Origin of the sequence: Oligoflexus sp., from assembly GCF_035712445.1 — a bacterium.
Taxonomy (GTDB): Bacteria; Bdellovibrionota_B; Oligoflexia; order Oligoflexales; family Oligoflexaceae; genus Oligoflexus.
In genome coordinates this window covers 90,996-115,014 of record NZ_DASTAT010000126.1, presented here as the reverse complement: position 1 = coordinate 115,014, position 24,019 = coordinate 90,996, and the positions used below count along the sequence as shown (strand labels likewise).

At 54.9% G+C, this 24,019-nt stretch carries 20 protein-coding genes; 15 read left to right on the top strand and 5 right to left on the bottom strand.

The window, feature by feature from the left end; genetic code table 11:
- Positions 1-978: an ABC transporter permease subunit gene (locus tag VFO10_RS26735; protein WP_325145074.1), complete on the bottom strand. Its 978-nt coding sequence runs from the start codon at positions 976-978 to the stop codon at positions 1-3.
- A complete protein-coding gene (locus VFO10_RS26730; protein ID WP_325145073.1) occupies positions 975-1,982 on the bottom strand; it encodes an ABC transporter permease in 1,008 nt (335 codons plus the stop codon). The genes VFO10_RS26735 and VFO10_RS26730 overlap by 4 nt, the downstream gene beginning before the upstream one ends.
- A gap of 145 nt (positions 1,983-2,127) precedes the next feature.
- Between VFO10_RS26730 and VFO10_RS26725 the strand changes: the two genes are divergently transcribed.
- The 9 genes from VFO10_RS26725 (at position 2,128) to VFO10_RS26685 (ending at position 13,135) form a co-directional block, all read left to right on the top strand.
- Positions 2,128-3,135, top strand: coding sequence for an alkaline phosphatase D family protein (locus tag VFO10_RS26725; RefSeq protein ID WP_325145072.1), 1,008 nt, complete (start codon positions 2,128-2,130; stop codon positions 3,133-3,135).
- Positions 3,136-3,226: 91 nt separating this feature from the next.
- Complete coding sequence (locus VFO10_RS26720; RefSeq protein ID WP_325145071.1) at positions 3,227-3,982, top strand: hypothetical protein; 756 nt, start codon at positions 3,227-3,229, stop codon at positions 3,980-3,982.
- 248 nt (positions 3,983-4,230) lie between these two features.
- Positions 4,231-6,315 carry a hypothetical protein gene (locus VFO10_RS26715; RefSeq protein WP_325145070.1) on the top strand — a complete coding sequence of 695 codons (2,085 nt, stop codon included), beginning with the start codon at positions 4,231-4,233 and terminating at the stop codon, positions 6,313-6,315.
- Positions 6,312-7,142 carry a fibrinogen-like YCDxxxxGGGW domain-containing protein gene (locus VFO10_RS26710; RefSeq protein ID WP_325145069.1) on the top strand — a complete coding sequence of 277 codons (831 nt, stop codon included), beginning with the start codon at positions 6,312-6,314 and terminating at the stop codon, positions 7,140-7,142. The genes VFO10_RS26715 and VFO10_RS26710 overlap by 4 nt, the downstream gene beginning before the upstream one ends.
- Positions 7,143-7,341: 199 nt before the next feature.
- The gene (locus VFO10_RS26705) at positions 7,342-8,115 is read left to right on the top strand and encodes a hypothetical protein (RefSeq protein WP_325145068.1); all 774 of its coding nucleotides are present in this window, start codon (positions 7,342-7,344) and stop codon (positions 8,113-8,115) included.
- A 90-nt stretch (positions 8,116-8,205) separates the two neighbouring features.
- Positions 8,206-9,984 carry an adenine deaminase gene (ade, locus tag VFO10_RS26700; protein WP_325145067.1) on the top strand — a complete coding sequence of 593 codons (1,779 nt, stop codon included), beginning with the start codon at positions 8,206-8,208 and terminating at the stop codon, positions 9,982-9,984.
- Between the two features lie 17 nt (positions 9,985-10,001).
- A complete protein-coding gene (locus tag VFO10_RS26695) occupies positions 10,002-11,216 on the top strand; it encodes an acetate kinase (RefSeq protein ID WP_325145066.1) in 1,215 nt (404 codons plus the stop codon).
- On the top strand, positions 11,216-11,932 hold the full coding sequence (locus tag VFO10_RS26690) for a pseudouridine synthase (RefSeq protein WP_325145065.1): 717 nt from the start codon (positions 11,216-11,218) through the stop codon (positions 11,930-11,932). The genes VFO10_RS26695 and VFO10_RS26690 overlap by 1 nt, the downstream gene beginning before the upstream one ends.
- Positions 11,933-12,037: 105 nt before the next feature.
- Positions 12,038-13,135, top strand: coding sequence for a glycosyltransferase family 2 protein (locus tag VFO10_RS26685; protein ID WP_325145064.1), 1,098 nt, complete (start codon positions 12,038-12,040; stop codon positions 13,133-13,135).
- A gap of 88 nt (positions 13,136-13,223) precedes the next feature.
- Here VFO10_RS26685 and asnB read toward each other — a convergent pair whose 3' ends face one another.
- Positions 13,224-14,819: an asparagine synthase B gene (gene asnB / locus VFO10_RS26680; protein ID WP_325145063.1), complete on the bottom strand. Its 1,596-nt coding sequence runs from the start codon at positions 14,817-14,819 to the stop codon at positions 13,224-13,226.
- Positions 14,820-15,105: 286 nt separating this feature from the next.
- Here asnB and VFO10_RS26675 point away from each other — a divergent pair, with 286 nt between their 5' ends.
- Genes VFO10_RS26675 through VFO10_RS26665 form a run of 3 tightly spaced genes read left to right on the top strand, consistent with a single transcriptional unit; the run spans position 15,106 to position 18,137 of the window.
- Complete coding sequence (locus VFO10_RS26675) at positions 15,106-15,585, top strand: Lrp/AsnC family transcriptional regulator (protein WP_325145062.1); 480 nt, start codon at positions 15,106-15,108, stop codon at positions 15,583-15,585.
- Between the two features lie 21 nt (positions 15,586-15,606).
- Positions 15,607-17,049: a phospholipase D-like domain-containing protein gene (locus tag VFO10_RS26670; RefSeq protein WP_325145061.1), complete on the top strand. Its 1,443-nt coding sequence runs from the start codon at positions 15,607-15,609 to the stop codon at positions 17,047-17,049.
- Positions 17,050-17,099: 50 nt separating this feature from the next.
- A complete protein-coding gene (locus VFO10_RS26665) occupies positions 17,100-18,137 on the top strand; it encodes a coproporphyrinogen III oxidase (RefSeq protein WP_325145060.1) in 1,038 nt (345 codons plus the stop codon).
- 3 nt (positions 18,138-18,140) lie between these two features.
- Here VFO10_RS26665 and VFO10_RS26660 read toward each other — a convergent pair whose 3' ends face one another.
- Both VFO10_RS26660 and VFO10_RS26655 read right to left on the bottom strand, forming a co-directional pair.
- On the bottom strand, positions 18,141-20,663 hold the full coding sequence (locus VFO10_RS26660) for an ATP-binding protein (protein ID WP_325145059.1): 2,523 nt from the start codon (positions 20,661-20,663) through the stop codon (positions 18,141-18,143).
- Positions 20,664-20,989: 326 nt separating this feature from the next.
- Positions 20,990-21,664 carry a hypothetical protein gene (locus tag VFO10_RS26655; RefSeq protein ID WP_325145058.1) on the bottom strand — a complete coding sequence of 225 codons (675 nt, stop codon included), beginning with the start codon at positions 21,662-21,664 and terminating at the stop codon, positions 20,990-20,992.
- A 177-nt stretch (positions 21,665-21,841) separates the two neighbouring features.
- Here VFO10_RS26655 and VFO10_RS26650 point away from each other — a divergent pair, with 177 nt between their 5' ends.
- The 3 genes from VFO10_RS26650 (at position 21,842) to VFO10_RS26640 (ending at position 24,016) form a co-directional block, all read left to right on the top strand.
- On the top strand, positions 21,842-22,213 hold the full coding sequence (locus VFO10_RS26650) for a hypothetical protein (protein ID WP_325145057.1): 372 nt from the start codon (positions 21,842-21,844) through the stop codon (positions 22,211-22,213).
- 437 nt (positions 22,214-22,650) lie between these two features.
- Complete coding sequence (locus tag VFO10_RS26645; protein ID WP_325145056.1) at positions 22,651-23,139, top strand: hypothetical protein; 489 nt, start codon at positions 22,651-22,653, stop codon at positions 23,137-23,139.
- A 343-nt stretch (positions 23,140-23,482) separates the two neighbouring features.
- The gene (locus tag VFO10_RS26640; protein WP_325145055.1) at positions 23,483-24,016 is read left to right on the top strand and encodes a hypothetical protein; all 534 of its coding nucleotides are present in this window, start codon (positions 23,483-23,485) and stop codon (positions 24,014-24,016) included.
- Positions 24,017-24,019: the final 3 nt, after the last annotated feature.

The window sequence follows — 24,019 nt, the reverse complement described above, 5'->3', positions numbered from 1 at the left end:
TCACCGAGAGTTTTGTGTTTGCCTGGGATTCTGCTTGTTTCGGATAGCTTCGCCGATCACTGTCACTGCTGTCAAGACAACAAATAGCCCAAGCAGGACAGGCGCAGCGATCCACCATGCGTGAGGTCTGTCAAGAGCCTGCTGCAAAAGATCGCCCCAACTGGGTTCGGGCGGCGGCAGGCCAAAGCCCAGAAAATCAAGTGATGTAAGCGTGACCAATGAACCCGCCAGAAAAAAAGGCAGAAACGATAAAAGGAACGGCCAGATTTCCGGCAGTATGTGGAAACACACAATGCGATGCCGCGCGAGTCCGAGGATGCGTGCGGCCTGAATATAATCCTGTTCCTTCACCTGCAGAATCCGGGCTCTCAGATAAAGACTGAGGGTGGGCCAGGAAAAGAAACTTAATATCAGTATCAGTAAAAATTTATCGAGGGCCACAAGACTGACCAGAGCGATCGCGACATAAAGAAAGGGAATCATCACCCAGATCTCCATAAGCCGCTGCAGAAGAAGATCGACCCAGGTAGGCCCCAACGCTGACATGAGAGCAAGAATCAAAGCCAGAATGAAAGTGAGCGTGAGATAGGCCAACGACATGAAAATCGCCGTGCGAAATCCGTAAACGAAGCGTGCGAGCACATCACGCCCCGAACTATCTGTGCCGAGCCAGTGCAAGGCATCCGGCGCGGCAGGCGGACTCTGACTCAGGTCGATGGTCAAAGGGCCTACGGGAATCAGTGGCATGACGAGCCAGTTGTCGGATGATGCGGCCTCCCACTTTTTCTGAAGCTTCAGGTAATCCGTTTCCCAGGCGTAATCCTCGCCGAAGAATTTGCCGGGCCGCATAGCGGAAAAAACCGGCGCATAATAGGTGTTTTCAAAACGAAGCAGGAGCGGACGTGATCCTATCCAAAGTTCGGCTCCGAGGCTCAGCAGCAGAAAAAGGCCCAGCGTGCCGATCCAGAATTTCTTCATCGGCGCTCTCCATACAGCCGAATTCGCGGCTCGGCCCAACCAAGGCAAAGATCGGACAGTAGATTGCCCAGGATATGCAGAAGGCCGGCCACCGTCAAAAGCCCGATGACCAGAGGATAATCGCGCTCATGCAAGGCTTCAAAACTGAGAAGGCCAAATCCATTCAGGTTGAAAATCCGCTCAATCAAAAACGAGCCGGCCAGAACCAGACTGATTTGATGACCGATCTGACTGATGATCGGAATGATCGCCAGTGGCAGCGCGTGGAAAACCAAGGCCTCACCCGTGCTCGCGCCCTTGGCCCTTGCCATGCGCACGGCCTCGCCGGCGAGTTCATCCTGCAGTCCATCCCTTAAAATAAAGGTGAGAATGGCAAGATGATGCGCGCAGTAGGCGACAAGGGGAAGGGTGGCATGGGCCAGCAGGTCCTGAAATTTTTCCCAGGCATTCAGGTCCGAAAAATTTTCGCTGGTCAGTCCACCCAGGGGAAAATAGCCTTTCGTAGCCACCAGGAAAAAAAGCAGCATGGCCATGATCGAAGAGGGTATGGCATTGAAGAGAAGCAAAAGCCCCTGCAGGCCACGCACTAAAATATGTCCGGGCTTATAAGCGCAGATCAAGCCAAGGACGATGCAAAGCCCATAGCTGGAAAAAAGACTCGCCAGCCCAAAGAGCAGCGACACCGGAAGGCGGTCCCGCATCAGCTGCCAGACAGGTTCCTGATAGCGAAGGGAGGTGCCGAGATCCCCTTTTACAAGCGCAAGGAGCCATAAGCCATAGGCTTTGAGCAGGGGCTCATCCATTCCATAGTAGCGTTTCAAACCGAGCAGCTGATCCTCGCTGAGCGAGGGCATGGGCATTTTACTGGCCTGGGCCGCTTCCTGGGCCAGATGCCGATCCAAAGGGCCGCCGGGCAGAAAGCGCGTGATGGAAAAGATCAGAAGAGTGAGACCCAGCACGGTCACAGGCACCAGAAGGAGCCGGCGAAGCAGGTAACCATACATAAGGAGTCCTTGGCTTTTTATACCATGATCCCTGTTTTCCCGGCATCCGACAAGAGCTTTCACCGCGTCTTCATCTTTTCTTTCCATTCGCGCTTTACTCTGCTGCTTGAAATGTCAAGTTCGATAAAAAAGGAAAGGAGTTTCCATGCATACCTGGATTCGCTGGGCTTTGCCTCTGCTGCTTATCCCCGCCGCGACCCTGCACGCCGACATCCGTATCGCTTTTGGATCCTGCGCGAAGCAGGATCGTGAGCAGACGATTTGGACAGCCATCGAAGCACAGAGTCCTGATACGTTTCTTTTCATCGGCGATAACATTTACGGAGACACCGAAGATCCGGCCGTGCTGCGGGAAAAATATAAACAGCTGGGAGCGCAGCCCGGTTTCGAGCGCTTCCGTCGCCGCGTTCCCATCCTCGCCACATGGGACGACCATGATTACGGCCGCAACGATGCCGGACGTGAATACCCGATGAAAGTTCAGTCGCAGGATATCTTCCTCGATTTCTTCGAAGTGCCGGAAGATTCTCCACGGCGTCAGCGCGAAGGGGTTTATCATGCTGATCTGCGGACGATAGACGGCCTGCGGATTCAGACGATCCTTCTCGATACACGCTATTTCCGAAGTCCCTTGGATTCGGGGGGAAGCGGAACCATCCTCGGCGCTGCGCAGTGGGATTGGCTGGAATACCAGCTGAAGCAAAGCGCCGACCTTCGCATCATCGCGAGCAGCATTCAATTCCTCGCGTCCGATCATCCTTATGAAAAATGGCAGAATTTTCCGCAGGAATCCCAGCGCCTGCTGCAGCTGATCGCGCAAACCAGAGCCGAAGGCGTGGTCTTTGTCAGCGGTGATCGTCACCTTGGGGAAATCTCGGTGCTGCCCAGCTCAGCTGTGCCCTATCCCATTCATGATCTGACATCGAGCGGCATGACTGATCCCTTGGGTGATGACGCCGTGAGTGAACGCAATCGCTTGCGCTATCCCGGAACCCATGCGCATACCACGCAGCAGTTTGGAATGATCGAACTCGTTCGCAGCAAAAATCCGACGGATCCCTGGGAGATTTCGCTGCAGCTGCGGGATGGCCGCGGGCAGATGCTCGAACGGCTTCAGTTTCCTTTGTCGCGTTTGCGTGCGCCCGCGCGCTGACGCTTCACGTTAATTGTGTTGACAGCGGATGGAACGTCCCGCTATTCAAGTGGAAACAAATTTAACAAACTGATGATGAAGGACATCCCCGATGCTACGAATCCTTGCGGCGACGTTTCTCGCTTTCACCGCTGCGTCCTCAGCTTATGCCGCCCAGACCTGGGAAGTTGTGACCTTGAATCTTCGCCTGCCCTTTGGCAGCTCGTATTATGACTATCAACTGCCGAAACCGCAGAATATCAGCCCCTTTCAAATCTTCTACACCCCGACGCTCAACTGTCGCAATTTCAGCATGAACGTGGCCGTGTGGTATCCCGGAGGTTCGGCCTGGGATCCGGCTGCCTATGATGGTTCGGTTTTCACAACCAAGGACCGCGAGACCTACAGCATCAAGTTCAATTTTGAGACGGCGTCCCCTGGACAGGTTTGCGAAATCTCGCTCGTGACTCTGCGTGATCCCGCCACGCCCGCGCCGCAGCCGGAACCGAAACCTCAGCCCGAGCCTGAGCCACAGCCCGAGCCCGAACCGGAGCTGCCCGGGGTCTGGATGGATGCCGGAACTTTGAACTTTCCGGGTGGCGCGAACAAGCAGGGCAACCTGCAGCTGAATTCCGCTTACTATGCCCGCGACCTCTCGATCAGCATTCCAGACGACTGCAAGGACGTGCGTGTGGATGAGGCCGGTATCTTGCGTCAGGGCGTCTTCACCAAGGCGCGCCCTTTGCCGAACAAGCCCGGCATCTTCCGTCTTGATGAGATTTCGTCCTTCCGCCAGGCCCGTGTTGTTTTAAGTGGTCCGGAAGGAAAGAGCTGCCTTATTCATGTGCAGGTCTACGATCACACGTAAAACCTCACGCGCGTTCTTCCTTCCAACTCAAGGTAAGCCGTGGCTCGCCGATATGAGCCACGCCTACAGTATGTGGGTCCTGGTCTCCGCGGCTGATTTTGCTGGCAAAATGAGCAGCGCGAACCTTGGGAAACGGAAGGGATTTCAAATTTCCGCCCATCCCGAGTGGCAAACTGAAATCCCTTCAGATCCTAGGAAGGGAGTTCCTTGTGGTTCATGTTCTGAACGCAAAAACGTGCCGATTCCTTGTGCTTCTTCCTCTCCTCCACCTGTCCGCCTGCGGTGACAGAAAATTTCGGGGCTCCACTCCCGAAGGTCAAACGCCTATTTTTGAAGCAGATGCCTCGGTCGCGCCTCTGGAAGGTCGGGAAGGTACACTTCCAACGCAGGTGGGCATGGAAACAGGAACGCTGATGGGCGTCTTTCCCGCAGCGGATGTTGTGCCTGATTCGTTTCGCTTTACGATAAATACGCAGTTGATCAGCACGGAATTTGAGCTGAAGGATATTTTTCAGGAGCAGAGGCAGGTCTATCAGCAGGTGCCGCGCGATGATCGCACGGAAAACTTTCAGCAGGGACGCCCCATCCAGGGACGGCAGGATGTCTTCGATCAGCAGGCTAAAAAGGGTTCGGTCGATATACTCGTCGTGATCGACAACAGCATCTCGATGACCGAAGAACAGAGGAACCTGAGCGACAAGATGCACGAGCTCGTGGCCTCGCTTGGGAACAGCGACTGGCAGATCGGTGTGATTTCAACGACGGCGGTGATGGAGAACGGCGAACCGCAGTGCGATATGAAAGTGATTCGCTCCACAGAAGCCGATGCCGCCGAAAAATTCCGCCTTGCGGTGCTCGCCGGTACATCGGGTGATTCCAATGAGCAGGGCATCCTGCAATCGGTGGTGGGGCTTTCGTGTCCCGCGCGTCCCTGGCTCCGGTCTTATGCATCGGTTGCCGTCCTGATCGTATCGGATGAAGACAACTGCAGCGCGGACGGTGCGGACTGCCGGGGCAGCGTGGCGGAAAACGAAAACTATCTGATTCAGTATGTCGAAGGCACGCTCGGCCGCGAAATTGGCAAAAATGCCGGTTTTTACGGCATTTTCTCACCCCCATCCAGTCCCTGTCAGACCTCGCCCAACGTCGGTCTTCAGTATCAGCGCCTCGTCGATTACAAAGCCCAGGGCATGGTGAACCATGGAAATATCTGTGACGCGAGTTACAAGACGACCTTGAATCGAATCTCGGATAACATTGCCATTCTTTTAGGCAGCGAATTCGAACTGAAAGAAAAACCCTTGCCTGGCAGTCTGAGGCTGAAGCTCGTTTTGAGCAACGCCAGCGAGCGCGTCCTTGATGCGAGTGAATACAGCCTGGATGAAAGAACGATACGCTTTTCCGCAGGGCACGAGCCGCCTGCCGGAGCCAGGCTGATTGCGGATTATCAGGTGGCCGGTCAGGCGCTTTGGAAGACTGTGACACTGACGGAAAAACCCGCGGCGGGCACCGTCGAGGTTCGCATCAATGGCGAAATCCTTCCCGCACGGCATTACCGTGAGAATGGCAAAGTCCTCGAATTCGAAGACATGCCGCCTGCCGATGCTCAGGTGCGCGTGAACTATGCCGCGGATAGACCTTTGACGCGAACGTTCAGCCTTGCGTCCCCGGCCGTGGATGATTCTCTGGAAGTCACCGTCAATGGCCAGCCTACTGAAGCCTATGCCGTGGACGCGCGCGGCCTTGAAATTACGATGGATCCCGCGCCTTCCTATGGTGCCGTCATTCAAATGAGCTGGACGCGCCGTGTGGGGCCGCAGCTGAGCTATGCACTGCCGCTGACTGCGGACGGAAGTGATTATCAGATCATGGATGGAACTTTACCTTTGCCCTTCACCGAAAACGCCGGTGTCTTTACAATCCCGGCCGCCGTGCATCGGCCCGGTAAAACCCTGACGCTTCGCTATCAGGTGCCTGATGCCCGCATGCGCACATTCTCGCTCGGTCATGTGCCGATTCCCGGGAGTGCTCAGCTGGATTGGGAAGGCAGTCCTTGCCTTTTCGGGGCCGGGCTTGAGGTCGAAGGTGATCAGCTGATCAGCCGCTGCGGAGTCAGGACTCGAACGGAATTCGTGGTTCATTACCAATATTACGAGCCTCGCAGCGAATTTACCCTGGCTGCTGTGAAAAATCCCGAAGCTGGTCAATGGACAGTGTGGATCAACGGGGTTCCCACCGTGATCTATAAACGCGAAGGCGCGACCTTCACCTTTCCCACGCCTTTGGACCCAACAGCCCAGGTCGGACTTGAGTACAAAGGAAGCGTGCCATGAAGCGCCTGCTTTTGAGCACTTTCATCCTTGTGCCGCTGCCGGCCTGTCAGGACAGAAAGCAGCCTCATGTGCCGGATGAAAAGGCTTTGGCTCCTGTGCATGAGGCCGAGGCTGAGGCGGCGCTGCCTGCTTATGAAGCACCCGAGGCTCCGGCGCAGGAGATTTTTTATCCGAGGGATTGTCTGGCTTTGAAAAAAGCGGATCCTGCTCTGCCCAGCGCTATTTACAGTATTTATCCCTTGGGCGCGGATGCTGACAAAGCCGTTGCGGCCTCGTGTGACATGGACACAGACGGCGGCGGCTGGACCTTGATTTTGAACTATAATCACCGGGCCGCCACGAATCCGGAATTGGTCGTGCGTCTAGATAGTCTGCCTTTATTGGGCAGCGATAGCCTCGGTCGTGATGAGTCCCTTGAGCCGGAATTCTGGGGGCATGCAGGGAATGAACTGCTGCGCTCGCTTACGGGTTTCCGTGAGCTGCGCTTTCAGTGCCGCTCGTCAGAAAACACGCGCATCATGCATTTTAAAACGGCGGATGCCGACTGCATATCCGCGGTTCAGCTGGGGCGCGGCAGTTGCGCGAATATTGGCAATGCCTTTGTTCCGATGAGCGATCACACCGCCCTTCTGCCTGCTGCCATGGATAGGGCGGAAGTGGATCGACTTGATGTTACGCTCACCTACAATACCTTCGGCAAGACTGAGGTCGATACGCCGGCGCGTATGTGGAGCGTGCGCGCGGAGCCGAGTCAGCAGGCCTGGGAATGTGATTACGGAACGAACGATTTCATGTTTGATACGCTGCATCGTGTCTGGATACGGTGACAGCAGAATGCATCAGACTGAGTTCTGCTGAGATCAGAGACCCGCGCAGGGTCTCCCGCCTCGCTTAAACCCCTTATTTTCCCTTGCAACCTGAGTTTTTCGGCGACGCATACTGCGGCGCATTTTCCTGTCACATTGGAAATTTTCATTTGTTTTTATTTGCTGTACGATGGCTCCCTAACCTTACCTGGAGTTTGAAGTGAAAGTACTTTCGTACACTTTCGTGTCCGTACTTATGTTTTGCAGTCTCGGATCCTCAGCTCTTGCTGAAGGCAACAGCGTGCGCACCTATCCTGGACCTCCCGGTCCGCAGGGGCCCAAAGGCGATAAAGGCGATCCGGGTGAAAAGGGTCCCAAAGGTGACAAGGGTGATAAAGGCGATAGCGGTTGGCAAGGAGCACCAGGTCCGAAAGGTGACAAAGGCGACAAGGGTGAAGCAGGTCCTGCCGGTCCTGCTGGTCCTGCCGGTGCAAAAGGTGAGAAGGGCGATAAAGGCGACAAGGGCGAAACAGGTCCCGCAGGCCCTGCCGGTACAAAAGGTGAGAAGGGTGATAAAGGCGATAAAGGCGAAGTGGGTGCCAAAGGTCCTTCAGGTCCCGCGGGTCCTGCCGGTCCTAAAGGCGACATAGGCCCCATGGGATATCCCGGTTACGCTGGCCCTGCCGGTCCTAAAGGTGACAAGGGTGATAAGGGCGACGTGGGTCCGCGCGGACTTCCTGGTCCCGCCGGTGATGAAGGACCCCGTGGACCTGCTGGCGCTCCTGGACCTGCGGGTGATGAAGGACCCCGCGGAGCGCAAGGGGAACGCGGGCCTGCGGGACCTGCCGGAATCAGCTGCACGCTGGTTGATATTGGCAATGGGACAGGCAAGATTACCTGCGGTGATATCACCCTGCATGTTGTGCTGGCGTCCATTACGGATCTTGCGCCTGAGGCTGTATCCGAACCTGCGCCCGCTTCCGAAGACGAATAAGGGAACCCGGCCGGCGTGATTTTGAAAAGGGAGTTTTCCAATCCTGTGCTATGTTAGGAAGCATGTGAACTGAGGTTGGAGGCCCCCTGGATGAATCATCGCAAATCAACATTCCCCGATGCCGCGGCTCTGGGCGAAGCCATCGCCTATGCCCGGGGCGAAAAAAAAGTCCCGCTTGTCATCCGTAACGCCCAGTGGCTGGATGTTTTTTCCGGACAATTCCGCACCGGCGACCTTGCGATTGCCGGGGGCATGATCGTGGGTGTGGGCGAGGATTATGAAGGGGACAAAGTCCTGGACGCCCAGGGCCTTTATGCGGTGCCGGGCTTTATCGATAGTCATGTGCACGTCGAAAGCAGTCTCATGACTCCTGCGCGTTTTCAGGAAGCCGCCCTTCCAAGCGGGACCACGACGGCGATCTGGGATCCGCATGAGATCGCCAATGTCCTGGGAATGGAGGGCATTCATTGGGCGCTCGACGCAGTGAATGATCTTCTGATCGATATTCACGTGATGGTCCCGAGCTGCGTCCCCAGCACCAATCCCGAACTCGAATTCGAATCCAGCGGCGCGACCTTGAAAGCGGCGGATATTCGCAGTCTCGTGGGGCATCCGCGCGTTCTGGGCCTTGCGGAAATGATGAACTTTCCCGGTCTTCTGCATCGCGATGCGGACATCATGCAAAAGATCATGGATTATCACGCGCTCCGTTTGGATGGCCACTGTCCAGGACTCAGCGGCAAGGATCTGAACGCCTATGCCGTCGCGGGGATTCATAGCTGCCATGAAAGCACGAGCCTCGCGGAAGCCCGTGAAAAACTGAGCAAGGGCATTCATGTCCTGATTCGTGAAGGCTCCTGCGCAAAGGATGCCGATGCCCTTCTGCCTTTGCTCGATGCCTACTCCTCATCCACCGTGGGTCTTTGCAGCGACGATCGCAACCCGCTCGATATCCTCGAAGAAGGCCACATCAGTTTCATCATCAATAAAGCCCTGCAAAGCGAAAAGCATCCCGCGGATATTTTCCGCGCGGCCAGTTACGCGACCGCAAGGCTCTATGGTCTGCATGATAGGGGAGCCCTTGCTCCCGGATATCTGGCCGATATCTGTTTAATCGAACCCAAGGGCGAGCACTGGCGTGACGGCATGCGTTTGAAAACGGTGATCAAACGCGGTCACACCGTGAACGCGGCCGAGCTGAAAAAACAGCGTTCCCCGCTGCCCACGGGCGCGCGCAAAAATTTGAATCTGCCCGCGCCGCGGCTCCAGGATCTTGTGATCCCGGCCTCTGGATCGGAAGCGCGGGTTCGCATCATCGAAGTGATTCCGCAGCAGATCCTGACCCGGGAAACGCAGGCGACGCTGAACGTTTCGCAGGGGAAGGTGCAGGCCGATCCCGCTCGCGACATTCTTAAGATCACCGTTCTGGAACGCCATCATCAGCGCGGTTACAGGTCTACTGCGCTGGTCCAGGGCTTTGGCATCAAACGCGGTGCGATCGCGACCAGCATCAATCACGATTCGCATAACATCATTGCGGTCGGGTCTCATGATGAGCTGATCCTGGCGGCCATCGAGGACCTGATCCGCATCGACGGTGGCATCGTGGTGCGTTCGGACCGGGGCGAAGAGGCTCGGCTCGCGCTGCCGATTGCCGGCCTCATGACTGATAGCAGTCCGGACGCGGTGGCCCATGCGCTCCGCGGGCTCAAGGCCCTGGCGCGAAGCATCGGCTGCGTTCTGAGCGAACCCTTCCTCCAGCTTTCATTTTTGGCGCTTCCGGTTATCCCCAGTCTGAAGATCACCGATCGGGGATTGATTGATGTGCAGGCCTTTTGTAAGGTGCCCGTGGTTTTTGAGAGTCCCTGAGTGCGAAAGGTCCACGCATGAATATACTTGTGATTAACTGCGGCAGCTCGTCGCTTAAATTCCAGCTGATTGATATGGAAGAAAAAAGTGAACAGGCCCTGGCCCAGGGCGTGGTCGAGCGCATCGGTGGTGAAGCTCTCCTGACTCTGCGATCCGGTGCCCGTCGCATACGCAAGACGGCTCCGGTTCGGAAACAGCGTGATGCCCTGGCCCTGGTCCTGGAATGGCTGGTCAGTCCGGAAGCGGGCGGGCCTGTCATACCAAGCCTTGCGTCGATTCACGCGGTGGGGCATCGGGTGGTGCACGGTGGTGAAAAATTTCGCGCATCGGTGCGCATCAACGCCAAAGTCATGACCGGGCTCGAGGACTGCATCGACCTTGCGCCTATTCATAATCCGGCCAATATCAATGGCATTCGTGCGGTTCAGGAAATTCTGGGAACCGAGATTCCGCAGATCGCTGTCTTCGATACCTCCTTTCATCTGACCATGCCGGAGCCGGCGTGGATGTATGCGATTCCTTATTCGCTTTATCGTCGGCACAAAGTCCGGCGCTATGGTTTTCATGGAACCTCGTGCCGCTTCGTGGCCCAGCGTTATCGAGAGATAACAGGTCGCACCGAAGCGCAAACCAATCTGATCCTCTTTCATCTCGGCAATGGCTGTTCCGTGACGGCGATCATCGGCGGCTTGTCTGTGGATACATCCATGGGCATGACGCCTTTGGAAGGCCTGATGATGGGCACGCGTTCGGGTGATATTGATCCTGCGGTGCTGGAACTGATCGCCGATAAGGAAGGGATGAACATTCACGAAATGGAAGCCCTTTTGAATAAGCAGTCGGGGCTGCTCGGCGTTTCGGGTTTGACTCATGACATGCGGGATCTTTTGGAAGAGGTGCAGGATAACGGCGATCGTCGCGCGCAGCTGGCGATTGATATGTTCTGCTACAGGGCCCGGAAATACCTGGGGGCCTATCTGGTCGCGACCGGCGGTGTGGATGCGATCGTTTTCACCGGCGGTATCGGCGAGAATGCCGATGTCGTGCGCGAGCAGATCCTGCGTGGTCTTCACCGTTTTGGTATCGAGGTCGATCCGGAAAAAAATAAGGAAACCGTGGGAAGTCGGGAGGGGAGGATCAGCAAGGATGGGCTCTCACCGGAAGTCTGGGTGATCCCGACCAACGAGGAACTCATGATCGCCCGCGATGTCCTGCAGCTGGTTAGCGGCTGATGGACAAGGGTTTCCCCGTCCTTTATGAGGACGACGCGATGATCGTCATCCATAAGCCCGCGGGCATCCTCGTGCATCGCGGGGAAGCCACCTCGCGTCGTGAGCCGGCTGTTTTGCAGATCATGCGGGATGCGTGCGGTCAGCATCTTTATCCTGTGCATCGACTGGATCGACCGACATCAGGGGTCCTGGTCCTGGCGCGGAGTTCCGAGATGGCTTCGATTTTAAGCAGACAGTGGATGCAGAAGCTCTGTCGGAAGACGTATCTTGCGCTCGTGCGGGGTTGGGCTCCTGAAAGCATGACCATTGATCTTCCCCTGAGCGATCTGGATGATCCCACGGCCCCAGCCCAGGATGCTGTGACGCAGATCAAACGCCTCGCGACGGTCGAACTCGATCAGAGCGTCGATCGTTATCCAAAGGCCCGCTACAGTCTTTGTGAACTGCAGCCGGAAACAGGCCGTAGGCATCAGCTGCGACGTCACATGAAGTCCATTTTTCATCCCATTATCGGGGATACCGTTTATGGGCATGGCGTGCACAATCGTTTCTTCCGCGAGCATTTTGCGGTGAGTCGGCTGATGCTGCATCATCTTCGATTGGAACTTACGCATCCCGTGACGGATGCTCCCCTGCATCTGGAAGCCCCGTGCGATGAAGCCTGGCAAGGCTTAATGGTGCAGCTGGGGACCGAGCTTCGGGCCTGGAAGGGGTGATTGCGACGTATTGACAGTGCGAGAAAGAGTCGCCTTTACCCTGCGGCCTGAACTGTGGTACATCCCGAACCTGGTTAATTTCGCTCGTTCCACCTTGAGATGCTGATGAAAGTCTTTATCGTTCTGCCTACTTATAATGAGAAAGCCAATATCGGCAGAATGATTGCCAGCCTCGATCAGGTCTTCGCGACCCTGAAACACGACATGAATATTCTCGTCGTCGATGACAATTCTCCCGACGGCACGCAGGACGTGGTGCGGGCCTGTCAGGCCACGCGTCCGCATCTTCATATGATAACGGGTCAGAAGCAGGGACTTGGCAAGGCTTACATTCGCGGGATGGAAGAGGCCCTGCGCCTCGGCGCTGATGCTGTCTTTGAGATGGATTCGGATTTTTCGCATGATCCGTGGGATGTGCCGCGGCTTCTTTCCGCTTTGGAACAGGGCGCGGATTTTGTGATCGGCAGCCGCTATGTTCCGGGTGGCTCCATTCCTTCGGAGTGGAGTTTCTATCGGAAGATGAATTCCAAGTTTGGCAATATCGTCGCGCGTTACGTCGCCGGGATCTATCCTGTTCGTGATTGCACGGCCGGTTTTCGCTGCATTCGTGCCAAGGTTTTGCAGGATGTGGATCTCTCCACGATCCGCACGCAGGGCTATGGCTTTCAGGTTTCCCTTTTGCATGCCGCCTACGTAAGCGGAGCAGTGATCAAGGAAATCCCCGTGAAGTTCACCGATCGCGTCGAGGGTGAGTCCAAGCTTGGGTTCAAAGACATCGTGGAATTCATCCTGAACGCCTGGGCCATCCGCCTGCGTGGAATGGAAACCTTTGCCAAGTTCGCGGTTGTGGGGCTGTCCGGTGTGGTCGTGAACCTGGGTGTGTTCTCGGCGCTTCACGCCCTGGGACTGTCCAAATACATTGCCTCACCTTTGGCCATCGAAACGTCCATCATCTGGAATTTCAGCCTGAATCATAAATGGACCTTCGCCCAGCGGCAGAACCAGCGGCGCACGGCGATCAAGGGTCTGCAGTTCAATCTTGTCTCGCTGGTCGCTCTTGCGATCAGCTTTGGAACCTTCGTTCTGCTTTCCCATCTTTATCCTGAAGGCAGCCCGCATCTATTTCAGGTGATTGGAATTATTCCGGCCACGGCTGTGAATTACTTTTTGAATTCCTATTGGACCTTTGCCAGGGCGCGTTAACTACAGCCAGTCATCTATTACGGCCGCAAGGGCGAGTTCCGCTGAACGACGGACGGGACGGCTTTGGAAGCCGCCCCGCCTTTGAGTATCATTCTCCACTTTTTCCGTAGTTTTTCAGAACGCGTGCACTCGGATCATTCACCGCGCAGCCTTCCCAGGATGCATTCGGCATCCAGTAAGCGGGGATAAGGTCGGCGCGGCCTGGATAATGTTTTTCAAAGATGCGGCGGTAGAGGAGCGCTTCTTTTGTGAAGGGGGTATGAAGGGGGAACTCGCGGGCGGCAAGAGTCAGCTCAGCGGAGCTGATGACTTTATCGGCGAAGTCCTTCAGAGTATCGACCATGCTGTGACCGACGGCATCCGAGAAAGCGGCTTTTTCCCGATACAGTATGCTGTCGGGAAGCAGGCCGGTGCCGGCGAAGGCTTCGCGCAGAAGGGACTTGCCCACGCCGGTTTTATTCAATTTCATTTCCGGATCAATCGACATCACAGTATCCACAAAGGCCAGATCACCGAAAGGCACACGGGCTTCGAGTCCATGCGAACTGATACTGCGATCCGCGCGCAATACATCATAGTAATGAATCTCTTGAATGCGCTTCTGAGCCTCGGCCTGGAACGCAGCGGCATCCGGTGCGAAGTCGGTGTATTTATAACCGAAGAGCTCATCACTGACTTCACCCGTCAGAAGCACTTTCACGGAAGACTGCTTCCGAATCGCACGGCACACGATATACATCCCGATCGCCGCCCGCACGGTGGTGATATCCCAGGTCTCCAGCTGACGAATCACCTCCTCCAGGATCGCGACGGCTTCATCCAGCTCAAAATAAATCTCGTGATGATCTGAATCTATATGCCTTGCAACCTCGGCCGCATATTTCATATCAATCGGACCGACCGTACAGCCCACCGCAAAGGTCTGAATCCTATGCCCTGCAAGTTTTGTAGCGAGTGCAGCCACCAACGAGGAATCCAAACCGCCACTCAAAAGACAGCCAAGCTCCCGATCGGAATGCAGCCGCTTCCGCACCGCTTCCGTGAGCGTTTCCCGAATCATCGGCAGAGCATCCTCACGCTTCGCATGGAAGCGGGGCGCCTGATCAGTCATCGAGCGATAAGGCCGGAAGGTGTAACCATCAAAGTAATGCCCAGGAGGCACAGGCTTCACGTCCGTGCAGATGCCATGAAGCGCCTTGACTTCCGAGGCAAACGCGATTTCACCAGGAACCTCGGTCGTGCCGTAGAACAAAGGCCGAATTCCAATCGGATCCCGCGCCGCCCAAAGCGTCTGCCGGTCGCTGTCGTAATAAACAAGGGCAAACTCGGCATCAAGCTCCCTCATGGCCTTCGCGAAACCATCGGCGCGAATCAAAGGCAGAAGGACCTCACAGTCGGAATGCGAATGGAAGGGGAAAGAGCCTTCCAGACGGGCCCTCAGATCGTCCGCATTATAGATCTCGCCATTACAAATCAGCGCATCCTTGTTCTCTGGATGGTGGAAGGGCTGCTGGCCGGCCTCGGACAGGTCCATGATGGCGAGGCGGTGAAAGCCAAACCAGACCCCGGGGCGGATATTCTCCACGCTGGATTTGTCGGGCCCGCGATGCTGCAGGGTGGCGAAAGCAGTTTCCAGTTCCTGAGGCGAGCGACTATGGCCGAAAAAGGCGAAAATTCCACACATACACGTTATTCCTTGCTGCAGTTCCTGAGTGTGACCCGCATCGCTGGGCATCGGGCGTCCTACAGGTGTAAGAAATGTGGTCTCTTTCTGCAAATCCAATCAAGTTAGAGGCTTATATTTTGAAAATGACTTCAACCCATGGCTATAAAAATGAATGAAACTATAAAAAATATGCGGTAAATTGAATCCTATTATGATGTGAACCCGGCTTTCAGGCGCGATTTTGCCCTTGCCGCCTGCCTCCTGGCTGCTTCACAATACAAAAACCTTCACAAAGGAGTTCTTTGTGACTTTGCGTGATGAACTTGATGCCACCGATCGACAGATCCTCATGGCTTTGCAGCATGATGTAAAGACCCCTTACCAGGATATTGCCGAGCGTCTGAGTATTTCCACGGGTACTGTCCACAATCGCATCAAACGGTTGACGCAGCTCGGCGTGCTCGGAGATGCGCGGGCCGAGATCCATATTGATAAATTGGGTTATTCCCTTTTTGCCTTCATTGGTATTTCCTTGAAGGAAGCCTCGAAGATGGAGGCGGTCCAAAAGCGTTTGGCGGCGATTCCTGAAGTGCTGGAGAGTTACTTCACCACTGGGGAATTTTCACTGATCGTGAAGCTGGTCGTGAGACAGACTTCGGAGCTGTATCACATCCTGACCGAAAAAATTCAGCGAATCCCTGATATCCAGTCCACCTATACCTATGTTGTGCTCGAAACTCTGATGCGGCGTGATCTGAATCTGACGCGCGTGGATAAAACCTGAGGGGGTCCTTTGGAAGATCAGGTGTTCGAATGGATCTTGAATTACTGGCCCTACGTCTTCACAGTGGTGACCTCGGCACTTTCCCTTTGGGCGGCGATCCATGCCGTCCTTTGGAAGCGCGATGTGCGGTCGGCCCTGGGCTGGGCTGGTTTGATCATCCTGTCCCCCGGGGTCGGGGCTGTTCTCTACTTCCTGTTCGGCATCAATCGCGTGCGGCGAAAAGCGATGGCACTGCGGGCCACGCGCGAAAAATTCCGCCTGAGCCTCTCCGCTTTCACAACACCAGTCGAACAGATCGAGAAGAAATTCCAGCCGGAAGGGGAGGCCCTCAGACAGATTGCGACCGCGATCAGCTGCGTCGTGAACCGGCCGCTTCTGGGCGGCAATCAGATCGAGATTCTGGAAAACGGCGAAGAAGCGTTTCCCGCCATGCTGGAGGCGATTCGGCAGGCGCAGCATTCCGTCACGCTCGTGTCTTATATTTTTTCCTACGATGCCCTGGGACGCGCGTTCGTCGATGAACTGGCCTTGGCCGTTCAACGCGGGGTTGCAGTCCGGGTTCTGATCGATGCGGTGGGCGTGCGCTATCACTTCCCTTCGGTTTATCGCGTCCTGAAAAAACGCGGCGTGCCGGCCTCGCTCTTCATTCCCATTCATCACATCAGTGTCTTCAACCTGCGAACGCACAGAAAAATCTGCGTCGTGGATGGCGAGGTCGGCTTCACGGGCGGCATGAATATCCGCCTGAATCATGTGCTTTCCGCGCCGAGCGCCTTGCCCACGGCCGACGTTCACTTTCGCCTGGTCGGACCCGTGGTCGGCCAGCTGCAGGAGGTCTTCGCCGAAGACTGGCTCTTCAGCACGGGGGAAAGCCTGCAGGGAGACCGCTGGTTCCGGCCTTTGCGTGTGTTCGGTGATGTCATCTGCCGTGGAATTGCGGATGGTCCTGATGAAACGAGTCATGCGCTCGCCTGGGCTCTGCAGGCGGCTATCTCATCGGCGAAAAAACGCGTGCGCATCGTTACACCTTATTTCCTTCCCGATATGGCTTTGGCGACAGCCCTGGGTGTGGCGGCGACGCGCGGCATCGAAATCGATATCATCATCCCCGGAAAGAGCAACCTCAGGCTCGTGCAGTGGGCGTCGGTGGCTCAGCTGTGGCAGGTCGTGAGCTTTGGCTGCCGGGTCTGGGTCACGTCCCCACCATTCGATCATGCAAAACTCATGACTGTGGATGGACAGTGGAGCCTGATCGGATCCACGAACTGGGATCCGCGTTCGCTCCGTTTGAATTTTGAATTCAACTGTGAAGCCTATGATGCGTATTTCACGGAAAAGCTGGATGCGCTGATCGAAGAACGCCTCGCCCGCGCCAGGCGACTGAACCTGGATGAGCTCAGCGCCCGGCCCCTGCCGGTGAAAGTGCGGGATGGACTGGCAAGACTCGTCTCGCCTTACCTTTGATTTTGCGTTAAACTGCCTGCATCGTGGAACTGATTCAATAGGTGATGGTTATGACCCTCAAGCTCGCAAGCACCAAAACTGCTCAGAAAGCCTATGGCCTTGTGCAGGATCTTCAAAATAAACTCGTTCAAAGGCTCGATGCCTTGCCTCCTCACGCGGGACGCACGCGCTTTCGTCCGGTGGAATGGCTGCGCGCTCAGGGTGAATTTGGGGGCGGCCTGCGTTATATGGCGACCGATGAGGCGCTTTTCAATCGCGCCTCGGTGAATATCTCGCAGGTTCAGTATGAAAGCGATCCCACGAAAAAGCTGGGCTCGGCCACGGCGATCTCCACCATCGTTCACCCGCGCAATCCCTATGCTCCGTCGATGCACATGCATATCAGCTGGACCGAAATGAAATCCGGCCATGGCTACTGGCGTATCATGGGGGATCTGAATCCCAGCATTCCCAATGCGGCCGATACGGCGACTTTTAAGCAGATGCTCCAGAATGCATCGGGTCCGCTCTTTCCAAGTGGACAGGAGCAAGGCGAACAGTATTTTCATATACCGGCTCTCGGACGGCATCGAGGGGTCGCCCATTTTTATTTGGAAGAGTATAACAGCGGCAACCCGGATGCCGACTATGCTCTCGCCAAGAATTTTGGCGAGCGGCTGATTGAAACCTATGGGTCCATCATCGACGCGGCCATAAAAAATCAGAATTCGATCAGCGACGCGGCGCGCCGGCAACAGCTGGAATACCACACGCTCTATTTTCTGCAGGTGCTGACGCTGGATCGCGGTACCACATCGGGGCTGCTGGTGCATGATGAAAACGACACCGGCATCCTGGGTTCCTTGCCGTCGCACGTCGATCGACAGCTTCTGGATTCCTGGATACCCAAGCATCCTCCCTTGCAGCAAAAACTCATGAGGGCTTTGGTTTCCGTGCTTCCGGATCAGGCGCCGAGTGAGGTGGACGATGCGGTCAAGGTGATGATTGCGAAGGTGACCCGGAATTTCTATCAGCAGCATCCAGAAGCCCAGGAACTCCTGGCCAAGGGTAAGACCGTTCCGCCTACGGTGACGAATCATCAGTCCTAGTCGTCAGGTTCCGTCGGTCTGGAGTTCCGTCTTGCGCAGGGCCAGGAATTTGGAAATGCTGTTGAAAAGGTCGCTCACGTTCAGAGGTTTCTTCAAGAAATCATTCATGCCCGAGTCAAGGCAAAGATTCATGTCGCCTTTCATGGCATCAGCGGTCAGGGCCACGACGTAAGGTTGCCGATCACGGGGGCACTCGGCCCTTATTCTTTTCGTCGCATCATAGCCGTCCATTACGGGCATGTGAACATCCATGAAGATAAGTTCATGGAAATCGCGCTTCACAGCTTCGACGGCAGCCAGGCCGTTATCCACGATATCCGCGGTGAGGTTGAACTTCCGAAGGAATTGAAGGGCGATCGCCTGATTGACTTCGTTATCCTCAGCAACCAGGATGCGGATGGGTTCCAAGCCGGATAGCGGGAGCGGCTCCCGCCATGGCAAAGCATGGGTATGGACAGGGGCCAGCCCATCGCCGACAGCCGCCGCGATTCGAAAAGAAAACGTCGAGCCTTTCCCCAACTCGCTCTGCACTTCGATGCTTCCTCCAAGCAGGGTGCAGAGCTGCTTGCAGATGGCAAGACCGAGTCCAGTCCCTCCATGTTTTCGGGTCGTGGAGCCATCGACCTGCGTGAAGTCTTTGAATAGCTTCTGCTGCTGCTCGGCAGTCAGTCCAATGCCCGTGTCCGCAACGGAAACAATAATTTGCGTCTGTGATTCCGAGACGAAAACCGGGCTGACCTCCACTCTTATCGTGCCGGCCTCTGTGAATTTCACGGCGTTGCTCAGAAGGTTCAGGAGTATCTGCCGTAAGCGGAACTGGTCACTGATGATGATGTCGGGTGTTGTCTCGTTCATGTGAAGTTCGAGCGTGAGCCCCTTGTCCGCTATGGGACCTGAAATCACTTTAACCGCATCCATCACGGCTCCTTTCAGGTCAAAAGCTTGCAGTTCGATATCCAGCTTGCCGGCTTCGATCTTGGAAAAATCAAGGATGTCGTCAATGAGCTTCAGGAGATCCTCACTGCTGCTTTTGATGACTTCGGTCATCTCCCTCTGCTCAGCTGTCAGGCTTGTATCCATAAGCAGAACCGTGTTGCCGACAATACCATTCAAAGGAGTTCGGATCTCATGGCTCATGGTAGCCAGGAACCGGGATTTTGTCTTGGTCGCGGATATCGCTTCTTCACGGCTTTGGACCAAAGACATCTCCATCAATTTAAGACTGGTGATGTCCTGAACAGTTCCTGATGCAGAAACCGCCTGCCCGACCTCGTAGTGAACCGTCCCGTTTGCTTTCACATAGCGGATTTCCCCGGACTTCATGAGCACCCCATAGTCCGTTTCGAAGACAGATATCGCGCCCGTCACCATCTGCCGGTGGATTTCCGCCATCTTCTCGCGATCCCCGGGGGCGAGGCGGGACAGGAATGTTTCGAATGTGGGAGCATCATCCTCGGCGTCGAAGTCAAGGATGAGATGCAGACCCCGTGACCAATGGCATTCACCCGTTTTCAGATTCAGGCTCCAGCTTCCAAAACGTCCCGCGACTTCCGCTTCTTCGAGTCGTCGCCTGGCTTCCTGCAATTCAATTTTCCTTCTTTCATGAGCCGTGATATCCAGATGCGTCCCGGTAAATCGAATGGGTTTGCCATCGTGATCCCAGGCGGAAATTCGACCGCGATCCAGAATATAGACCCATGTGCCGTTTGCATGCTGCAGCCTATGAATGCTTTCGTACCAGGCTGTTTCGCCTCTTATATAGGCGTGGATCTCTTCATACGTCCGCTTGAGGTCGTCTGGATGAACCAGCTGCTCCCAGGTCTTGAGTTCCATCCGGGTCTGCTTATGGTCCAGTCCCACCATTTCGCACCAGCGATGGTCGAAGTTCACAAGATCTGTTCGCAGATCCCAGTCCCAAACTCCGACCGAGGCACCTTCCAAGGCCAGGTCCATGGTTCGTGCTCTATTCTCCGCTTTCAGGAGGGCATCATAGAGCTGCTTTTCAGACTCGGTAGGCTCGATCGTGCCTCGCCTGGCCTGTGGCGCCGTCCTGAGCTGAAGGCGGTTTGCAATCTGTCGGGATAGGCAGAGGAGGGCTTGATTCTGGTCCTGACTCAGATGACGAGGAGCATCATCCAAAACATTCAGCGTACCCAGGCATGGATTGTCCGCGGTCGTCAGACGAATGCCAGCGTAAAATCGAATATAGGGCCGGCGGGTCACCCAGGGATGGATATGAAACCTCGCGTCCTGACTCATATCGGCAACGACCAAAACGTCAGTTTGGGAAAGAGCAGGCGCACCCAAGGAGATCATCCTTCGCCGGTTGTCCATAGTCATTCCATAGGAGGCATGGGACCATTGTCCATTTCCGTCGAGAAAGGAAAGAATAGCCGCTGAAGCGCCGCAGATCTGCGTGGCAAGGAAGACAAAGTCATCCAGGTCGGAAGTGGTATGCGTCTGAACGATGCCGCCGTGATGGAAATGCTTCAGTCTGGTAGCTTCTCGACCGAATATGGAAGCCATGTTCATGAAACTCCTAATGCCAGAGTAGGTGGATCCCTTCGCTGCAACTTGGCTGCAGAATCCCAGGTCTATCAACAAAAATCAAGAATGAGCCGTTGCGGAAAGAATCTTTATTCCGGGGATAATTTCTGGCCTTTGGAATTCCAAACACGCGTCAAAGGTTTTGATATCCGCCTCTTCTTTTTTCGAAATGCATCCCATCCTTGTGTGGGGCTTCATGGCCGTGTGGGCACATTCATGTATCGCTGTCTCATCCGTCTCGGAAAGTTTGCGGCCTTGCGACACCTGGTGGACAGAGGGCCGAGAGGGCGAAGCCCTCTCTCCGTTCACCAATAAAGGCGTTGGTTGTCGCCGAAATACCAGTAGTAACTATCCGTGTTATAGGTAAGCGGTTCCCGTGAACCGTCGATAATGATAAATCCGTTTTCCACAGGATAGCGCGAGCCCTCGAAGATCGCGTAGCCTGGATCGAAGATGATGAGCCTGATGTCGGTGCCTGCGCATTGACTGCGAATGAATCCTCCGCAGATAAAGCACTCGGAAAGGTGAAAGGCCCGCCGGGCAAACTTACGACGGTAGTATTCCCGATTCAAGCCTCCTGTCCAGGCTTGATCAAACTGCTGCTCGTAAGGTCGATAGGTTTGCCGGCCCTGATTGATGTAATGAGATAATAGGTCGTCGGCATAGGTTTGGTCACTGCCAGAATCATAGCTGGTGTGGTCGTTAAAGACATCCGCAACGTTTCCATAGACATCGTTGACGTCGTATTCAGGAATCGCGCCGACGTTGCTGGCTGTGATGTTTGAGATGGATTCCTGAGCATAATCCTTCACATCATCCGCATTCAAGGTCAGCTGTTCGGCTCGGCTGCGGCCGGCGATAAAGAGAAGAGGGCTGGCAGCCGCACCCAGCAGAAGCGAGCGTCGGTTGACATCCCATGACCCTGATCGGGGCAAACGATTGGAAATGTGGCATTTTTGAGTGATGACTTCCAGGTTCATAGTGTGACTCCTTACAAAACTTTGTAAATTTGGTTTACAAGGAACAACGTTAAAAACGGCCTGGGACAGTCGGGAGGTCTTGCCCATTTTTTACCCGATGCCAAACGCCTTGGAAATCGGAGAGTTTATTGCCGCGCTTTTCCCCATCTGCTAGAGTCTGCTGATGAAGTCTAACACATGCTTGCGGTTGGCTCCGGAAGCTTGTTTTTAGGCAAAAATCTTCACGGAAAGCGCGCACGCAGTGAAAGGATGAATGCGTCGCGTTGGATTCGAAGGGGGACCCTGTTGGTTTTGACTGTTGATTTCCATCTGGCCTGCACAGACATGCATGAACAATCAGCACAGCAAGAAAAATCCGCGATTATCAATTCCCTGACCGAGCGCTACCTTGAGCCTTCTCTCAAGGACAGGGAGCCGATAGCGGGAATATCGTTAGCTGTGTACTACTATCTCCTGGGAATGGTCATTGAAAAAGTATCGGGTGAACGATACGAATACCCGCTATTGCCCACCCGAGCAGAATTATCCACTGGCTGCCCAGGGCTATAGGAACGATGAACAAGGTCATATGACCCTGGCCGAACCTTTGATCATGGACCACGCATTCGCATCGGTTGCGCTATGCTCCACGGCTCTGGACCTTGTGCAGTGGACAAAGCCTTGTCATGGCGGCAGCAGCAACGGTTTTGCTAGCCTCACGCGTAGGTCTTGGATGGGATGCTGCCGGGAAAAATTAATTTTTCCCTCTCATCGGTATTTTCATGGGCTTTATTTTCTCTCCTTTCTTTGATATCCCTCACCCTGAGTGAAGAACGACCATTCAACGCATAACCTTCTTGGAAAAGCCAGCCACCCGAAAGTGAACCTCATCAACGTCAGAATCATTCATTCCGAAGTTCAGGATTGCACCGAGCTATGGCCTCTACAGCTTAGCATTTTCATACTTCGGCTCGTCGCCCTTCATCGCCATTGGCTAGTAAACGGCGATGGAGAACGAACATGCGTTTTCGGCCAATCCACTTGTTCCCGTAGCGGCTGAAGACCTCGTGATCATCGACGAAGACCAAGACGCAACGGTTGACCCGACAGATGATTCGAATGATGAGTTCCGACATTACGGAGGTTATTGGGACTACTACGGTGGCCGCCACGGCTATTATGGTGGTCACCACGGCCAGTTGGTGGCGCGTTATCGTTATCAAGTTTCTGGTGTGAGTCTGATATTCGCTGGTGTCTGGGGAAAAATCTCAGGACAAACACTCCAATTTTCAAGGCATATTTCATCAGGTAGAAAGAAGGAAAGTGAGTGCGTAGATGGGGAAGCAAAATTACAGAGCAAGGAAGAGAGCATGAAAGCGGGCGCGCGTCGGACAGCCAGTCGTCGCTTCAAGGTCCGAATGAGTCCCTGGATTTCTTTGGAAAGACTGAGGAAACCCAATAAGTCTCCTGATCAGGTGTATCATGGATGCACCTGATCAATTCGATTGAAATACGCTCCACTCACAGAGTTTTCCGTTAGTAGGTAAAAGTCTTTTCCACAGATGATTGATTCGTTATGAGGCGAACTTGCAATCAACTTGATCTCAAAGGCATGGTGCATGAGCCCTGTGCCTTTTTTCTTCATGCCTCCAAGCGAATAGCAGACCATGGAGGTCTGTCACTTGCAAGCTTATCCCTATGCATACGAAAGAGAGGTTTTTTAAACGCATAAGAAGCATGTTCAAGAAAATGGAGCGCGCGTGGTTTGGATTTTGCTTGGACGAGCCGCAAGACCGAAGGGTCTTGAAAAACTTTATCTCATGATTAAGGAGAACCAAAATGATGACGCAAACAAAATGCCTTTCTGCTGTCGCTGTTGCTTCTGCGCTGCTGCTTTCAGGTTCCGCTTGGGCTGAAACTTTGACCGGCAAACTCGTTTACAAGAGCGCGGATGAGAGCCTTCAGGTCAAAGAGGGTTCCTTGGAAGTTGACATGGAGAACGTCTCCAAAATCAAAATCGCCCTGAAGGGACAGGCTGAGCAACTGGCTCTCAAGGCTCGTGTCAAGCGCTTCGAAACCGAGGAGCGCACGGTCGTCATCGCGGCCTTCCGGAACGTCGGCAATCTGCCCGAAGACACGTCACTGATCATCAAAGCCAACGTTCTTGAAGGGAACAATGGGAAGGTCATGTACGGGGATGTCTTCACCCGGTCCTGCGAGACTGGCCTTGCTTCCGAGCTCAGTGATCAGGACAGCGCCCTGGAGCGTCTGCTCTACGGTATTCGTGAGCGTCGCGGTTGTGATTTGAAGTATCGAGGCGGCATCCTTCTTTCTACAGTGCAGGCGGAAGGGCAAGAGGAATCCAAGCCATAAGCC

What these genes read in the sequence shown, in the direction of transcription:
- VFO10_RS26735 (WP_325145074.1), bottom strand. Translation starts at nt 978, where the DNA reads ATGAAGAAATTCTGGATCGGCACGCTGGGCCTTTTTCTGCTGCTGAGC.
- VFO10_RS26730 (WP_325145073.1), bottom strand. Translation starts at nt 1,982, where the DNA reads ATGTATGGTTACCTGCTTCGCCGGCTCCTTCTGGTGCCTGTGACCGTG.
- VFO10_RS26725 (WP_325145072.1), top strand. Translation starts at nt 2,128, where the DNA reads ATGCATACCTGGATTCGCTGGGCTTTGCCTCTGCTGCTTATCCCCGCC.
- VFO10_RS26720 (WP_325145071.1), top strand. Translation starts at nt 3,227, where the DNA reads ATGCTACGAATCCTTGCGGCGACGTTTCTCGCTTTCACCGCTGCGTCC.
- VFO10_RS26710 (WP_325145069.1), top strand. Translation starts at nt 6,312, where the DNA reads ATGAAGCGCCTGCTTTTGAGCACTTTCATCCTTGTGCCGCTGCCGGCC.
- ade (WP_325145067.1), top strand. Translation starts at nt 8,206, where the DNA reads ATGAATCATCGCAAATCAACATTCCCCGATGCCGCGGCTCTGGGCGAA.
- VFO10_RS26695 (WP_325145066.1), top strand. Translation starts at nt 10,002, where the DNA reads ATGAATATACTTGTGATTAACTGCGGCAGCTCGTCGCTTAAATTCCAG.
- VFO10_RS26690 (WP_325145065.1), top strand. Translation starts at nt 11,216, where the DNA reads ATGGACAAGGGTTTCCCCGTCCTTTATGAGGACGACGCGATGATCGTC.
- VFO10_RS26685 (WP_325145064.1), top strand. Translation starts at nt 12,038, where the DNA reads ATGAAAGTCTTTATCGTTCTGCCTACTTATAATGAGAAAGCCAATATC.
- asnB (WP_325145063.1), bottom strand. Translation starts at nt 14,819, where the DNA reads ATGTGTGGAATTTTCGCCTTTTTCGGCCATAGTCGCTCGCCTCAGGAA.
- VFO10_RS26665 (WP_325145060.1), top strand. Translation starts at nt 17,100, where the DNA reads ATGACCCTCAAGCTCGCAAGCACCAAAACTGCTCAGAAAGCCTATGGC.
- VFO10_RS26660 (WP_325145059.1), bottom strand. Translation starts at nt 20,663, where the DNA reads ATGGCTTCCATATTCGGTCGAGAAGCTACCAGACTGAAGCATTTCCAT.
- VFO10_RS26655 (WP_325145058.1), bottom strand. Translation starts at nt 21,664, where the DNA reads ATGAACCTGGAAGTCATCACTCAAAAATGCCACATTTCCAATCGTTTG.
- VFO10_RS26650 (WP_325145057.1), top strand. Translation starts at nt 21,842, where the DNA reads ATGCTTGCGGTTGGCTCCGGAAGCTTGTTTTTAGGCAAAAATCTTCAC.
- VFO10_RS26645 (WP_325145056.1), top strand. Translation starts at nt 22,651, where the DNA reads ATGGAGAACGAACATGCGTTTTCGGCCAATCCACTTGTTCCCGTAGCG.
- VFO10_RS26640 (WP_325145055.1), top strand. Translation starts at nt 23,483, where the DNA reads ATGATGACGCAAACAAAATGCCTTTCTGCTGTCGCTGTTGCTTCTGCG.